Genomic DNA, 15946 nt, shown 5'->3' on the forward strand with positions numbered 1-15946 from the left:
TATATTGGTTGTTCCGATGCTTTCTGGAGCGTCGTTTCGCTATACAACGGCTTTTAACGGGAAGTGTTTGGTGCAAAAGGAGTTTTTTAGAACATTTATTCCGTAAAACCGAACTCTGAAGAAAAGTTTTCTTCCGTACCTTTGCCGTCTAAATTAGGTAAAACAAGGTATGAAGTTGTTTTTTAGGGTATTTCTGCTTATCCAGCTGGTTACTCTTCCATTGAGAGCACAATATATGGTGCAAGGCGTTGTCACCGATTCGTTGACGAAGGAGCCATTGCCTTATACGTCAGTTTATCTGAAAGGAACTACGGAGGGAGGGATGACGGATAATAACGGTCGTTTTTCCTTCAAGACTTATCGCCCGGAGGCCACGCTGGTCGTTTCGGCTGTGGGCTATAATGAATATGTCCGGCTGATACATCCTGCCAGAGCTGCGAGGTTCAATGTCGCTCTTTCACCTGCCACTTATGCGCTGGATGAGGTGGTGGTGAAGCCGAAGCGTGAACGGTATAAGAAAAAGGATAATCCCGCAGTGGAGTTTGTACGCAAGATGATAGAACATCGGGATGACTACTCGCCCGACGAACGCGACTTCTGGAAACGTGACCGCTACGAAAAGATGACTTTTGCCATCAATAACTTCGACAGTTTGAAGCAGCAGAAGTGGCTTTACCGTAAATTCAAGTTTCTGACGGATTACGTTGACACCTCTGCTGTCACCGGTAAGCCGGTACTGGCCATCTCCAACCGTGAGTTGCTTGCCACAGACTATTACCGCAAGTCTCCGCACAGCCGGAAACAGTGGGTCACTGCCCGCAGGCAGGCAGGAGTGGACGAGATGCTTTCCCAGCAGGGTATGGAGCAGGCCATCAGTGTCACCATGACCGATGTAGACCTCTATGAGAACAACATAACCTTGTTCACCAATAAATTTGTCAGTCCGCTTTCTTCCCTTGGCCCGTCTTTCTACAAATATTATCTGATGGATACGCTTACCGTTGCCGGAAAGCCTTGTGTTGATTTGACATTTGTTCCTTTCAATTCCGAGTCGTTCGGTTTTACGGGACATTTGTACGTTATGCTGGACAGTACCTATTTTGTAAGGCGCGCCGTCATGAACTTTCCCCGGAAAATCAATCTGAACTTTGTGGATTACATGAAGATTGAACAGAATTTTGACCGTGCGGAAGACGGCACGCGGCAGCTACTCAACGAAAGCATTACTACGGAATTTAAGTTGGTGGATAATAGCGACGGCATTTATGCCAAGCGAGATGTGTATTACAGAAACTATCAGTATGAACCGGATGACAAGGCTTTGCAGGCTTTCCGGAGGCCGGAAAAGGTGATTGAAGAGGCATCGGCTTCAACCTATTCGGAAGCATATTGGGATGCTAACCGGCAGGTAGAGGTTAGTGAAAAGGAAACTTCGGTGGACAAGATGATGGCCCAACTGCGCAGCTACCCTGTTTATTTTTGGACGGAAAAGGTTCTGAAAGTGCTGTTTACGGGTTATATTCCCGCTCCGAAGGAAAAAGAACCTTTGTTTTATATTGGTATGATGAATACTACTATTAGTGGAAATACTTTGGAAGGGGTGCGTCTGCGTGCCGGAGGTATGACGACAGCATGGCTCAATCCACATTTATTCGGTAGAGGATATATGGCATATGGTTTCCGTGACCATCGTGTGAAAGGACTTGCCGAGTTGGAATATTCATTTCATAAGAAGAAGGAGTATGCCAATGAATTTCCCATACATTCGTTAAAATTGCGTTATTTGTCAGATGTCAATCAATATGGACAACACTATCTTTATACCAGTCAGGACAATGTTTTTCTTGCCTTGAAACGCCAGAAGGATGACCGTATAGGTTATCAGCGAAAGGCGGAGCTGACCTATACCAATGAGTTCCATTCCGGCTTTTCCATCCAGATGACTACGCGTCTGCGTAAGGATGAATCGTCCCATCTGATTCCTTTCATCAAGCAGGATGCGCAGCATACGTATGTGAAAAACATTTCAACCAGTGAGCTGGAACTGAAGTTGCGCTATGCTCCCAACGAGAAGTTCTTCCAGACTCAATGGAACCGCTTCCCCGTGTCATTGGATGCTCCGGTCTTTTCGCTTACGCATACCATGGCTGCCAAAGGGGTATTTGGGGGAGACTATACCTATCATTACACGGAAGCCGGCTTTCAAAAACGTTTCTGGTTCTCGGCATTCGGTTATACGGATGTTATCCTGAAGGCCGGAAAAGTCTGGAATAAGGTTCCTTTCCCTCTGCTCATCATTCCCAATGCGAACTTGTCATATACTATACAGCCTGAGTCTTATTCATTGATGAATGCTATGGAATTCATGAACGATGAGTACGCTTCTTGGGATGTGACTTATTACTTGAACGGCTGGCTTTTCAACCGTGTTCCTTTGTTGAAAAAGTTGAAATGGCGTGAAGTGCTTTCCTGTCGCGGCTTGTATGGGAATTTGAGTGATAAGAATAATCCGGCTTTTCAGCAGGATTTGTTCCGTTTTCCCGTTGGCAGTACTACCATGAGGCATACGCCGTATGTAGAGGCAGGCGTAGGCATTGAAAACATTCTTAAGGTATTGCGTATCGATTATGTATGGCGTCTGACTTACCGAAATTTACCAAATATCGACAAATCCGGACTTAGAATTAGTCTGCATATGACATTTTAACTTAAATCTTACTAATAGGACACTAAATCGGATAAAATGACTAATCCCAATTGAGTAAAATACCCTAAATTTGAGCAATTTTTTAAACTCTAAATAATACAATGGCAATGAAAGAAAACATTAAGCCGGCAACCGGACGTCTTGGCGTGTTGGTAGTCGGAGTAGGTGGTGCGGTTGCAACTACCATGATTACTGGTACATTAGCTGCTCGCAAGGGCTTGGCAAAAGCTATAGGCTCAATTACACAAATGGCTGCTATGCGCATGCAAGACGGCAAAGAAAAACTTATCAAAGACATAGTGCCTTTGGCTGATTTGAACGATATCGTTTTCGGAGGTTGGGACATTTTCCCGGACAACGCCTACGAAGCTGCTATGTATGCCGAGGTTTTGAAAGAAAAAGACCTGAATCTGGTGAAAGACGAATTGCAGGCCATCAAGCCGATGCCTGCTGCATTCGACCACAATTTCGCAAAACGTTTGAACGGTACACACATAAAGAATGCTGCTACCCGTTGGGATATGACAGAACAGTTGCGCGAGGATATCCGTAACTTCAAGGCAGCCAATAACTGCGAACGTATTGCTGTGTTGTGGGCTGCAAGTACCGAAATCTATATTCCGCTGTCCAAGGAGCACGAATCTCTCGCTGCTTTGGAGCAGGCGATGAAGGAAAACAATACTGAAGTAATCTCTCCGAGCATGTGCTATGCATACGCTGCCATTGCAGAAGGCGCTCCGTTCATTATGGGTGCTCCTAATCTCTGTGTGGACACTCCGGCTATGTGGGAATTCTCCAAGAAGATGAACGTGCCCATTTCCGGTAAGGACTTCAAGAGCGGCCAGACTTTGATGAAGACGGTGCTTGCTCCGATGTTCAAGACCCGTATGCTGGGTGTAAGCGGCTGGTTCTCTACGAACATTCTGGGTAACCGTGACGGCGAGGTACTCGACCAACCGGAGAACTTCAAGACAAAAGAGGTCAGCAAGCTGTCTGTTATCGACAATATCTTCGAACCGGAAAAATATCCTGACTTGTACGGTGATGTATATCATAAGGTACGCATCAACTACTATCCTCCCCGCAAGGACAACAAGGAAGCATGGGACAACATCGATATTTTCGGCTGGATGGGTTATCCGATGGAAATCAAGGTTAACTTCTTGTGCCGCGACTCCATTCTCGCTGCTCCCATCGCGCTCGACCTGGTAATTTTCAGTGACTTGGCATTGCGTGCAGGCATGTGCGGCATCCAGACTTGGCTGTCTTTCTTCTGCAAGAGTCCGATGCACGACTTCGAGCATGAACCGGTACACGATTTGTTCCAACAATGGCGTATGGTGAAAGAAACTCTCCGCAACATGGTGGGTGAGACAGCACCGAGTTACTTGGACTAAAAAAACTGTGATAAGGTGATAAAAAATAAGGTGGTAAGGTGATAGAGTGATAGCACTTTACCACTTTATCACTTTTATCACTTTATTTATTTGTCATTTTACCGTTTTTATCGCATTTATCACCTTATTACTTTTTTGATGAAGAAACCCTCCCTCCTCCCAGTTATTATCGGTACGGGCTTTGGCTCGGGCTTTTCTCCTTTTGCACCCGGCACTGCGGGAGCTTTGCTGGCTACGCTTATCTGGTTCGGGTTGTCTTATCTGGTTTCAAGTGCCTGCCTTTTGTGGCTGACAGTAGCATTGATTTTGGTATTTACACTTGCCGGTATCTGGGCTGCTAACCGCCTGGAGGCATCTTGGGGCGAAGACCCTTCGCGCGTGGTGGTCGATGAAATGGTCGGTGTGTGGATTGCCTTGCTTGCGGCGCCCGCCGGACATGTATGGTATGCATTGGGAGCATTTGTCTTGTTCCGTTTGTTTGATATATTCAAGCCCTTGGGCATTCGCCGTATGGAAAGTCTGCCGGGTGGAATCGGGGTAATGATGGACGATATTCTGTCTGGAGTCTACGGATTTATAATTTTGATTGTGGCAAGATGGATAATCAGTTGAAATCAAATGGCAAAGGTGTGTCGTGGCGCCATTCTGTCTGGATCTTCTTCAAGGCCCAGATTTCTGCGCAATTCGCAAGCTTTGTCGATTTTCTGGTGACTATCCTTCTGGTAAAGGCTTTTGCTGTTTTTTATCTTTATGCCACATTCACGGGTTCCGTGGTAGGAGGCATTGTAAACTGTGCCATTAATTACGGATGGGTGTTCCATGCCGAAGACTGTAAGAAAACGCATGTTGCCGTGAAATATCTCTTTGTCTGGGGAGGCAGCATTATACTGAATACCTGGGGCACTTTTGCACTGACCGAGTGGCTTACGGGCATGACATGGGTCAATGGATTGTTGGGATATTATATCGACAATGTATTTATTCTGTCAAAGATAATTGTAGCAGTGCTGGTAGCTTTTTTTTGGAACTACCATCTGCAACGTTTTTTCGTTTATCGTAATCACAATATAAAAGGCTTTCTGAAACATTATTTAGAGAACAAAAAAGACGAATATGAATTATAGAGATTGGTTGCAGCAGGTGATATACAAGATTATCAATCCTGTGGTGCATGGTATGATTAGAATTGGCATTACGCCTAACTTTATTACGACTACGGGGCTGGTGCTGAATATCGTGGCGGCTGCCTTGTTTGTGTATGCCGGGGTGTACAAGAGTGGTGAACTGGCCTATGTAGGCTGGGGAGGCGGTATTGTGCTCTTTGCCGGGTTGTTTGACATGATGGACGGACGTGTGGCACGCGTGGGTAAAATGAGTTCTACTTTCGGTGCGCTCTACGACTCCGTACTCGACCGTTACAGCGAGCTCGTGACATTGTTCGGCATCTTCTATTACCTGATGCTGCAAGGCTATTTGTGGGGCTCCATCATTACATTCATTGCGCTGATAGGTTCGCTGATGGTGAGTTACGTGCGTGCCCGTGCCGAAGGTTTGGGGCTGGAGTGTAAAGTCGGTTTCATGCAGCGTCCCGAACGCGTTGTGCTGACTGCCCTCGGTGCCATGTTCTGCGGTATCTTTGGTGATTGTACCTTGTTCGACCCGATGCTGATACTAATTGTGCCTATGGCAGTGATTGCAATATTGGCGAATTTGACGGCATTTGCCCGCTTGGCGCATTGCTATAAACTACTGAAAGACAAGGAATGAAAAATAGTTTGTTTCCCTCTGTGAGAGAGGCAGTGCTGGTGATTGTCATCACAGCGTTTTTCCTGATTCTGACAGCGGTCTGTATCGGGCTTCGTCCGGAACATTTCCTGATGGCGGGGGTATTTCTGTTATTGTTCTTTGCCGGACAGACAACCCGTAAGTTGGCAGTGGCGCTGTTGCCGTTTTTCATATTCGGCATTTCGTATGACTGGATGCGCGTATATCCCAATTACCAGGTGAATCCCATTGATGTAAAAGGACTTTATGAGGCAGAAAAATCCCTTTTTGGCTTGTCTGTAGACGGTGCTGTCCTTATCCCTTGTGAGTATTTTGCTTTGAACCATTGTCCTGTTGCCGATTTCTTTGCCGGGATATTCTATCTCTGTTGGGTACCGGTTCCCATTGCATTCGGGGTGTGGCTCTATCTGAAGGGTGACCGTAAGGTATATCTTCGTTTTGCGATGGTGTTCCTGCTGGTTAATCTCATCGGTTTTGCCGGCTATTACATCCATCCCGCTGCTCCGCCCTGGTATGCCATGAATTATGGTTTCGAGCCGATACTCGACACTCCGGGCAATGTGGCCGGCTTAGGACGTTTTGACGAATTGCTGGGATGCTCCATCTTCAACTCCATTTACGGAAGGAATGCCAATGTATTTGCAGCAGTGCCCTCGCTCCATGCCGCCTATATGGTGGTGGCTTTGGCCTACGCGGTTATGGACCGCAGCAAAAAGTGGTTGATAGCGTTGTTTGCGGTGATTATGGTCGGTATCTGGTGGACGGCTGTCTATTCGGGACACCATTATCTGATTGATGTGATGCTGGGCATCTCTTGTGCATTGCTGGGTATTTTTGTTTTTGAGAAAGGACTGATGAAGTGGGGAGCGTTCGGACGCTTCTTTGAAAGATACAGTCGATACATTAAATAAGGTATACAATGAATAATTTTGTTTTTTATAGTCCTACAGAGTTTGTCTTTGGCAAGAATACTGAAGTGCAAGTCGGTGCATTGGCACGTAAGTATGGTGCACAAAAGGTGATGATAGTATATGGAGGCGGTTCTGTTGTACGGAGTGGTCTGCTGGATAGAGTGAAGCAATCCTTGCAGGAAGCCGGTGTGGCTTATTGCGAAATGGGAGGTGTCCAGCCCAATCCCATTGACGGGAAGGTATACGAAGGTATTCAGCTTTGCCGTCGTGAGCAGGTGGATATGATGCTTCCTGTGGGAGGTGGTTCGGTCATAGATACGGCAAAGGCCATTGCTGCCGGAGCCCTCTATGATGGTGACTTTTGGGATTTCTTTATCGGTCGTGCCAAGGTGGAGAAAGCGTTGAAAGTAGCCGTGGTGCTGACTATCCCGGCTGCCGGAAGCGAAGGTTCGGGCAATACGGTAATTACCAAGACAGAGACACTCCAAAAGCTGGGGCTCTGTGCCCCCGAGCATTTGCGTCCCGTATTTTCCATCATGAATCCTGAACTGACCTACACCCTTTCGGCTTATCAGACGGCTTGTGGTATTGCCGACATGATGGCTCACATCATGGAGCGTTACTTCACGAATACACCGGATGTGGAAATCAGCGACCGGCTTTGTGAAGGTACCTTGACAGCTATCATTAAAGAAGCTTACCGGGTGAAACAGCAACCGGACAACTATGCCGCGCGTGCCAACATTATGTGGTGTGGCACTGTGGCGCATAACGGAACTTGTGGGGTAGGGCGTGAGGAAGACTGGGCATCCCATGCACTGGAACATGAAATCAGTGCTATCTATAATGTAGCCCACGGTGCCGGCTTGGCTGTAATCTTCCCTGCCTGGATGGCTTTTATGGCGGAACATAATCCGGCAAAGATAGCCCAGTTTGCCCATCGTGTTTTTGATATACCCAAGTCCGAAGATTTGGAAGAGATGGCTTTGGCAGGTACTGCCCGACTGAAACACTTTTTCCGTTACATGGGCTTGCCGGTTAGCTTTAAGGAGTTGGGTATCGAGCATCCCGATATAGACCGTATGCTCGTCAGTCTGCGGCGCAATAAAGGCGAACTGCTTGGCAACTACGTGAAGCTGACCATGACTGATTGCAGGGAAATCTATCGTTTGGCTTTATAGCGGAAGGCATGTTTGAGGAGAGCTCCCCCAAAGCAAGAGATAAAAAAGACGGCGAAGATAAATACCCTTCGCCGTCTTTTTTATTTGATTTCGATTTCTTCCTTCATGTCTATCTCTTCCCCTTGCAGGTCGTAGAATACATATTCCAGGAATGCTAATTTCTGGTTTGGAATAATCTTGATACCGAATCCGTACTTCATCTGCCACTTCCGTTTCAGGGAGACGAGTCCCTGATTGACGTAGGCTGCGATGTACGGGTGGATGTGTAACGAGAATTTCTTTATCTTCAATTTGTTGACCAGGTAGTCAATCTTACTCTCTAAGGTGTCCGTAAAGAGGATGGACGATTTGATGGTGCCTTTACCGAAGCAGGTGGGGCAGGTTTCCGTCGTATTTACATCCATAGCCGGGCGTACACGCTGGCGTGTAATCTGCATCAGTCCGAATTTACTGAGCGGCAGGATGTTGTGACGTGCTCTGTCTTTCTGCATGTTGGCACACATACGTTCGTAAAGCTTCTGTCGGTTTTCGGCTTCATTCATGTCGATGAAGTCCACTACGATGATACCACCCATATCCCTTAGTCTGAGCTGGCGTGCCAGTTCGTCGGCTGCGCCCAGATTCACTTCCAGTGCGTTGGCCTCCTGCCCGTTGGCATTCTTGGTGCGGTTACCGCTGTTCACGTCTACTACGTGAAGCGCCTCAGTATGCTCAATAATCAGGTAGGCACCACTTTTGTATGAAATGGTCTTGCCGAATGATGACTTGATTTGTTTGGTGATACCAAAATTGTCGTAAATGGGGAGTTGACCTTTGTACAGCTTCACGATTCCTGCCCGTTCAGGGGCGATGAGGGTTACGTAATCCTTGATTTCGTGGTACACAGCCTCGTTGTTCACGTGGATGTTTTCGAAGGAAGGATTGAACAAGTCGCGCAACAGTCCTACGGCACGGCTGGTTTCTTCGTAAATCAGTGTCGGAAATTTGGTGGCCTTCTGTACTTTTGTAATGGCATCTTCCCAATGTTTCAGTAATACTTTAAGCTCTCCGTCGAGTTCGGCAACACGTTTTCCTTCGGCCACGGTGCGGACGATGACGCCGAAGTTTTTCGGCTTGATACTCATCAGCAGTTGCTTGAGGCGTGCGCGCTCTTCGCTCGATTTAATTTTTTGTGATACGGAAACCTTGTCATTGAAGGGAATCAGCACGAGGTATCTTCCGGCAAAGGAAAGCTCGGAAGTCAGTCGCGGCCCTTTGGTAGAGATAGGTTCCTTGACAATCTGCACCACTACTTCTTGTCCCACCTTGAGTGTGTTGGAAACCGTTCCGTCCTTTTCAAGGTCGGGAAGTATGGTTGCTTTGGTAATGGGATTCAGCTTCTTCTTGTCGCTTAAAGTTTGCTTTACGTACTTCTCTAACGAGTTAAATTGAGGACCCAGGTCCAGATAATGAAGAAAAGCGTCTTTCTCGTAACCCACGTCCACGAAGCAGGCATTCAGGCCGGGCATCAATTTCTTGACGCGTCCCAAATACATGTTGCCCACCGAAAAGGAGATATTTCTTCCTTCGCTCTGGAGTTCCACCAGCTGCTTGTCTTCAAGCAGTGCAATGGATACCTCTTTGGGCTGTACGTCTACAACGAGTTCGCTTGTCACAATAATTGGCTTTTAAATGATTCTATTTACTACTTAAACAAAGAACAAACCCGCGAGACATTTTGCTTCACAAGTTTGTTCTTTATTTTGTCCTTCAGACTAAAAATTACTTTTTGCTTTTATGTCTGTTCTTTCTTAGTCTTTTTTTACGCTTGTGCGTAGACATTTTATGTCTTTTTTTCTTCTTTCCGCTTGGCATAGCTTCAAAATTTTTATGGGTTAATACTATTGTTTATTATTTCTTCACTGAGAGGGTGAACGTTTTTGCAGGCTTAAATGCCGGAATGTTATGTTCCGGAATGATTATTGTAGTGTTCTTGGAGATGTTGCGAGCAGTTTTCTGAGCTCTTTTCTTCACTACAAAACTACCAAACCCGCGGAGGTAAACATTTTCATCTTTGGATAAAGATGCCTTTACTGCGTCCATGAATGCTTCAACGGTTGTAAGTACGGTTGTCTTATCAATTCCGGTGTTCTTTGTAATTTCGTTTACAATATCAGCTTTAGTCATTTTTCTTTAAAAAAAATATTATTACTATAGTTTTCCTAATTTTTTGGACTGCAAATATATAGCTTTTCCGTGGCTCTAAAAAATATATTTCGGACAATTTTCTAAAAAAGTCTTGGCATTAAGCTTTGTTAGGCTGAAAATGAAGTATTTTTGCAGCATGAATATTTTTAGCGGAACATTGTTGGACTGGTATGCGGAGAACAAACGCGACCTTCCGTGGCGAAATACCACGGACCCTTATCTGATATGGATTTCTGAAATCATCTTACAACAGACAAGAGTGGCGCAGGGGTATGAGTACTTTCTGCGTTTCATAAAACGCTTCCCGGATGTGGCGTCGCTGGCTGCTGCGTCCGAGGACGAAGTGATGAAATATTGGCAGGGCCTGGGGTACTATTCGCGTGCCCGCAACCTGCATGCCGCAGCCAAAAGCATGAAGGGTACATTTCCGAAAACCTATGCAGAGGTACGTGCCTTGAAGGGAGTGGGGGATTATACGGCAGCGGCCATCTGCTCCTTTGCCTATGATATGCCTTATCCGGCGGTCGACGGGAATGTGTATCGGGTGCTTTCCCGCTATTTCGGCATTGATGTTCCCATTGATTCTACTGAAGGGAAAAAGACTTTTACCGCTTTGGCGGGAGAGGTGCTCGATAAATCCAGGCCGGCAGATTATAACCAGGCAATTATGGACTTCGGAGCCGTGCAGTGTACGCCGCAGTCGCCCAACTGTCTGTTTTGCCCTTTGTCCGGCAGCTGCCGGGCATTGTCTGAAGGAAAAGTGCAGCAACTGCCCGTGAAGCAGCACAGAACCAAGACCACCAACCGCTATTTTAATTATATATATGTACGCATGGGCGCGCATACCTTGATACATAAGAGGACGGAGGACGATATCTGGAAAAATCTCTTTGAATTGCCTCTGGTTGAAACGGAAAAAGATTTATCCGAAGAGGAATTTCTGGCATGTCCGCAGTTTCACGCGCTGTTTGCAGAGGGAGAGGTGCGGATGGTCCGTACACTGCTTCGGGGGGTGAAGCATGTATTGTCCCACAGAGTGATTTACACCAACTTCTACGAGGTTACTCTGCCCGATAATTCGAGCTCCTTCTCAAGTTACCAACGGGTTGCAGTCGAAGATTTGGACCGTTATGCGGTACCCCGGCTGATACATGCTTTCTTGGAGAAATATGTATAAAAGTTGTTCGTATTCTTGCATGGTGTGAATATTCTCGTTAATTTTGGCAGCAAATTAATAAAATAGAAGCTTATGTCAGTAAATAAAGTGATATTGATAGGAAATGTGGGACAAGACCCTAAAATAACCTATTATGAAGGTGGAAACTGTGTTGCCCAGCTTTCTTTGGCCACTACGGAGAAAGGATACACTTTGCAGAATGGTACGCAGATTCCGGACCGTACCGAATGGCATAACCTGATATTCCGTGGCCGTTTAGGCGAAATCGTTGAGAAATATGTGCATAAAGGCGATAAGCTTTACGTGGAAGGTAAGATACGTACCCGTTCTTACGATGACCAGGGAGGCATCAAGCGTTATGTGACTGAGATATTTGTCGACAATATGGAGATGCTGACTCCGAGAACGGCAACTCCCGGTGCTGGCCCTTATGCGCCGCAGGCGGGAGCCGCCCCCCAGCCACAACAACCAGTACAACCGCAGGCTGCCCCTGCACAAGATAACCCGACGGACGACTTGCCGTTCTAATTGTTTAACTAAAACCAAAATCTTTGGACCCAGACGCTTATTTATGCCAGTTGGCAGATGTTTTTAACGGTATATCCGTACAGACTCCTTCTATTTCGGCCGTTGTAGCCATTGTGTTGGCAGGTTTGCTTTTGCTTGTTTCCGGTTTTGCATCAGCTTCCGAAATAGCCTTTTTCTCTCTTTCTCCGTCAGACCTGAATGCAATAGCGGAGAGAAAGCATCCTTCGGATGAGAAAATCAGTAATCTGCTGGACAACAGCGAACGTTTGTTGGCAACGATTCTGATTACGAACAACTTCGTGAATGTAACCATAATCATGCTCTGCAACTTCTTCTTTATGAATGTGTTCCAATTTCATTCTCCCATTGCAGAGTTCCTCATTCTGACAGTAGTCCTTACATTTTTGCTGTTGCTTTTCGGTGAAATCATGCCTAAGATATATTCGGCTCAGAAGACGCTGGCTTTTTGCCGCTTCGCCGCTCCCGGTATCACGTTTTGCCGTTCCGTATTCTATCCGATGGCATCCATGCTGGTGCGTTCCACTTCTTTCCTGAACAAGCATATGGTCCGCAAGAACCATAACATATCGGTCGATGAACTCTCGCATGCGTTGGAGCTGACCGACAAGGCAGAGCTTTCGGAGGAGAATAATATTCTGGAAGGTATCATCCGCTTTGGCGGGGAAACGGCCAAGGAGGTCATGACCTCTCGCCTTGATGTGGTGGACCTGGATATCCGTACCCCTTTCAAAGATGTGGTGAAGTGCATCGTAGAGAATGTCTACTCCCGTATTCCCATCTATGCGGATAGCCGTGACAATATCAAGGGGGTACTTTATATCAAGGATTTGCTTCCCCATCTGAACAAAGGGGATAATTTCCGTTGGCAGTCGCTTATCCGGCCCGCCTATTTTGTGCCCGAAACCAAGATGATTGATGATTTGCTGCGCGATTTCCAGGCAAACAAGATTCATATAGCCATTGTGGTCGATGAGTTCGGCGGTACGTCGGGCATTGTCACCATGGAGGACATTATTGAGGAGATTGTGGGCGAAATTCATGACGAATACGATGATGAAGAACGTACATATGCCGTACTGAATGACCACACTTGGGTATTTGAAGCCAAGACCCAGCTGACCGATTTCTATAAAATAACGAAGATAGACGAGGAAACGTTCGATGAGGTGGCAGGGGATGCCGATACGCTTGCCGGACTTCTGCTGGAACTGAAGGGGGAATTTCCTGCTCTCCATGAAAAGGTGACCTACGGCCGTTATGAGTTTGAGGTGCTGGAGATGGACAACCGCCGTATCCTGAAAGTGAAGTTCACAGTAAATGCCCCGGCAGAACCCAACTCTTCTTCCCTTTAATTTTTAATTATTAATTTTTAAATTGTTCCGTGCCCCTCTTCTTACAACATACCGCTCTTCCCTGCCGATGGGGAATTTGGAAAACGGAGGAATCTCCAGAGGAATTGCTAGCCATGCTTCCTCATCAGGAAGTATACCGGGAAGGTATGCGGCGCTTCACCGCGGCACACCGCCGTTTGGAGTGGCTGGCTGTCCGCGTATTGCTTTATACTCTGTCGGGAGAAGAGAAAGAGATTGCCTATCATCCCAGTGGGAAACCTTATCTGGCAGATGACTCTGCCTCTATCAGTATTTCGCATACGAAAGGTTATGTGGCTGTTGTCTTGGGATTGCCGGGTCGGGAAGTGGGTGTTGACATCGAGCAGTATGGTGAACGGGTAAGGAAGGTGGCGCATAAATTCATGCGCGAAGATGAACAGCCATCCGTGTTTCGCGGAACCGACACTTGGTCACTGTTGCTGCACTGGTCGGCTAAGGAGACCATGTTCAAATGCCTGAATGCTTCCGAGGTTGATTTTCGCGGGCACATGCGCATTCTGCCTTTTGCTGTAAATGAAAGCGGCGTATTCTCCGCCGAAGAATATCGTACGGTGGAGAAACGCCGGTTCACTATTCATTATTATTTGTTTCCGGATTTTGTCTTGACATTGAGTCTGTAAATCTCTTACAGCCTTTCCAGTTGTACCGTGAAGTGTCTCATCAACGGAGCTTCCCAGGTGATGCGCACTCCGCGGGTAATACTTTCCCGTTTGTCATATACATTTTTCAAAGCGGCTGCCACCACATCCATGTGGTTGTTGGTATACACGCGGCGGGGGATGGCAAGCCGGAGCAAGTCCAGGCCGTTGAAGCGGTTTTCGCGGGTCACCGGGTCGCGGTCTGCCAGCAGATACCCGATTTCGCAGCCGCGTATGCCTGCTTCCAGATAGAGCTCAGCGGTCAGTGTTTGTGCCGGGAATTCTTCTTTGGGCACATGTGTCAGCACTTTGGGGGCATCCACAAATATGGCATGGCCGCCTGCGGGACGTTGGTAGGGTATCCCGTACTCATCCAGTTTCATGGCTAGATAGCCCACCTGGTGAATGCGGGTTTCCAGATTGTCAAATTCAGTATTTTCATCCAGGCCGATGGCAAGGGCGTTCATGTCACGACCGTTCATGCCTCCGTAAGTAAGGTAGCCTTCGAACTGCACGCAGAAGCCTTTGGCACCTTCATACCAGTCTTTCCGGCGGGTGGCTATGAATCCGCCCATGTTGACAATACCGTCTTTTTTGGCACTCATCGTCATACCGTCGGCAAGGTCAAACATCTCGCGGGTAATTTCCTTTATGCTCTTGTTGCGGTAACCTTCTTCTCTCATTTTGATGAAGTAGGCATTTTCCGCAAAGCGTGCCGAGTCAAAGAGAACGGGCTTGCCGTACTTGTCGGCAATGGCGCGGACTTCGCGCAGGTTCTGCATGGAAACCGGCTGGCCGCCTGCAGTGTTGTTGGTTATGGTGACGATGACGAACGGTATCCGTTCGCTATGTTCCTGTAATGCTTTTTCCAGTTTTTTAGGGTCTACATTGCCTTTGAAGGGAATTTCCAGCTGTGTCTGTTTGGCTTCGTCTATGGTGCAGTCCAGAGCCAATGCCCGGCGTCCCTCGATATGTCCTTTGGTGGTGTCGAAATGGGAGTTTCCCGGCACAATGTCGCCCTCGTGCACCAAGTAGGAGAAGAGTACATTTTCGGCAGCGCGTCCCTGGTGGGTGGGGATAATGTATTCAAATCCGGTGAGGCGGGTGATGACTTCTTTCAGTTTGAAGAATGAGGTGGCTCCGGCATAGCTTTCGTCACCCAGCATCATGCCTGCCCATTGGCGGTCGCTCATGGCGCCGGTACCTGAGTCGGTGATGAGGTCGATATAAACTTGTTCCGATTTGAGTTGGAATACGTTGTAGTGGGCTTCTTTCAGCCATTGTTCGCGTTCCTGGCGGGTACTTTTACGGATAGGTTCCACCATTTTGATTTTCCATGCTTCGGCAAATGGTAATTCCATAGACTCTGTATCTTTAATAATTTGACAATAGGTTAACGGATAAACCGATTATTGCGGTTTAATGTGCCGAATTTAGGTAAAATCTATGTAATAACCAATTTAAATATGACTTTTTGTAATGTAAATGTCCGGACGAAATCACTTCGGCCGGACATCATCAAATAAACTTGGCAGAGTTTATTACCTTCTTTACTTTCTCTGAATTAGGTTTGATGAATGAAATGATGGACGGTTTGTCCGGCTCATTAGACTCAACGCTTTTTCCTCGAAAGCAATGATAAAGTATGCATGGCAGGTCTTCTGACTTGTTTCTGTTGCAGGCGCCTTCCCGGAAGAATATTCCAGTGGCATAGAGTAATTGTCTGCAACGTTGCACGAAACTTACAGCAGCGGGACTGTCCAGGATTTACACCTGATTCCCTTTTAATCGCTTTCCCAGAAGAGGGGGAGCGAACCAATGCATGACAAAGATACGGATTCTTTTTGAGAAAACAATTCTATGAGTGATAAATTTTCTTCCCCTCTCTCTTTCTTTTTGCCGACAAATTGGCAAGGTTTTGCCACCCTCTTGGCAAGACTTTGTCACCGCGTTGGCAAAACTTTGCCATAGGTATGGCAAAAGTTTGCCAAAAGCATGGCAATAGGTTGGCAAAATTACTCTC

The 15946-nt window shown here is 46.9% G+C and carries 14 protein-coding genes and 1 riboswitch; of the genes, 11 read left to right on the top strand and 3 right to left on the bottom strand.

What is annotated here, in order from left to right:
• The first annotated feature begins 169 nt into the window (after positions 1–169).
• From DWZ67_RS18030 to DWZ67_RS18060, 7 genes are all read left to right on the top strand, one after another.
• Positions 170–2707 carry a DUF5686 and carboxypeptidase-like regulatory domain-containing protein gene (locus DWZ67_RS18030; RefSeq protein WP_120139459.1) on the top strand — a complete coding sequence of 846 codons (2538 nt, stop codon included), beginning with the start codon at positions 170–172 and terminating at the stop codon, positions 2705–2707.
• Positions 2708–2814: 107 nt separating this feature from the next.
• The gene (locus DWZ67_RS18035) at positions 2815–4104 is read left to right on the top strand and encodes an inositol-3-phosphate synthase (RefSeq protein WP_120139476.1); all 1290 of its coding nucleotides are present in this window, start codon (positions 2815–2817) and stop codon (positions 4102–4104) included.
• Positions 4105–4242: 138 nt separating this feature from the next.
• Complete coding sequence (locus DWZ67_RS18040; RefSeq protein WP_005826764.1) at positions 4243–4716, top strand: phosphatidylglycerophosphatase A; 474 nt, start codon at positions 4243–4245, stop codon at positions 4714–4716.
• On the top strand, positions 4701–5228 hold the full coding sequence (locus DWZ67_RS18045; RefSeq protein ID WP_005826761.1) for a GtrA family protein: 528 nt from the start codon (positions 4701–4703) through the stop codon (positions 5226–5228). The genes DWZ67_RS18040 and DWZ67_RS18045 overlap by 16 nt, the downstream gene beginning before the upstream one ends.
• Entirely contained in the window at positions 5218–5871 is a 654-nt protein-coding gene (locus DWZ67_RS18050) for a CDP-alcohol phosphatidyltransferase family protein (RefSeq protein WP_005826758.1), read from the top strand. The genes DWZ67_RS18045 and DWZ67_RS18050 overlap by 11 nt, the downstream gene beginning before the upstream one ends.
• The gene (locus DWZ67_RS18055) at positions 5868–6800 is read left to right on the top strand and encodes a phosphatase PAP2 family protein (protein ID WP_044467306.1); all 933 of its coding nucleotides are present in this window, start codon (positions 5868–5870) and stop codon (positions 6798–6800) included. The genes DWZ67_RS18050 and DWZ67_RS18055 overlap by 4 nt, the downstream gene beginning before the upstream one ends.
• Positions 6801–6808: 8 nt before the next feature.
• Positions 6809–7981 carry an iron-containing alcohol dehydrogenase gene (locus DWZ67_RS18060; protein ID WP_087332689.1) on the top strand — a complete coding sequence of 391 codons (1173 nt, stop codon included), beginning with the start codon at positions 6809–6811 and terminating at the stop codon, positions 7979–7981.
• Between the two features lie 80 nt (positions 7982–8061).
• Here DWZ67_RS18060 and DWZ67_RS18065 read toward each other — a convergent pair whose 3' ends face one another.
• Positions 8062–9636 carry a ribonuclease E/G gene (locus DWZ67_RS18065; protein ID WP_005826752.1) on the bottom strand — a complete coding sequence of 525 codons (1575 nt, stop codon included), beginning with the start codon at positions 9634–9636 and terminating at the stop codon, positions 8062–8064.
• 235 nt (positions 9637–9871) lie between these two features.
• Complete coding sequence (locus DWZ67_RS18070) at positions 9872–10147, bottom strand: HU family DNA-binding protein (RefSeq protein ID WP_005826750.1); 276 nt, start codon at positions 10145–10147, stop codon at positions 9872–9874.
• A 157-nt stretch (positions 10148–10304) separates the two neighbouring features.
• Here DWZ67_RS18070 and mutY point away from each other — a divergent pair, with 157 nt between their 5' ends.
• The 4 genes from mutY (at position 10305) to DWZ67_RS18090 (ending at position 13905) form a co-directional block, all read left to right on the top strand.
• A complete protein-coding gene (gene mutY, locus DWZ67_RS18075; protein ID WP_120139477.1) occupies positions 10305–11345 on the top strand; it encodes an A/G-specific adenine glycosylase in 1041 nt (346 codons plus the stop codon).
• Between the two features lie 72 nt (positions 11346–11417).
• Positions 11418–11873, top strand: a complete 456-nt coding sequence (locus tag DWZ67_RS18080) for a single-stranded DNA-binding protein (protein ID WP_005826745.1) — start codon at positions 11418–11420, stop codon at positions 11871–11873.
• A gap of 23 nt (positions 11874–11896) precedes the next feature.
• On the top strand, positions 11897–13246 hold the full coding sequence (gldE, locus tag DWZ67_RS18085) for a gliding motility-associated protein GldE (RefSeq protein WP_005826743.1): 1350 nt from the start codon (positions 11897–11899) through the stop codon (positions 13244–13246).
• Between the two features lie 29 nt (positions 13247–13275).
• Entirely contained in the window at positions 13276–13905 is a 630-nt protein-coding gene (locus DWZ67_RS18090) for a 4'-phosphopantetheinyl transferase family protein (RefSeq protein ID WP_118264262.1), read from the top strand.
• 5 nt (positions 13906–13910) lie between these two features.
• On the opposite strand, the gene DWZ67_RS18095 is transcribed toward DWZ67_RS18090, so the two are convergent.
• Positions 13911–15284 (bottom strand): tryptophanase, encoded by a 1374-nt coding sequence (locus DWZ67_RS18095; protein ID WP_005826739.1) that lies wholly within the window; start codon positions 15282–15284, stop codon positions 13911–13913.
• Positions 15285–15556: 272 nt separating this feature from the next.
• Positions 15557–15758: riboswitch (cobalamin riboswitch) on the bottom strand.
• Positions 15759–15946 lie beyond the last annotated feature (188 nt).

The sequence above is a fragment of the Bacteroides sp. AF34-31BH genome, from assembly GCF_003602795.1.
Classification (GTDB): domain Bacteria; phylum Bacteroidota; class Bacteroidia; order Bacteroidales; family Bacteroidaceae; genus Bacteroides; species Bacteroides uniformis.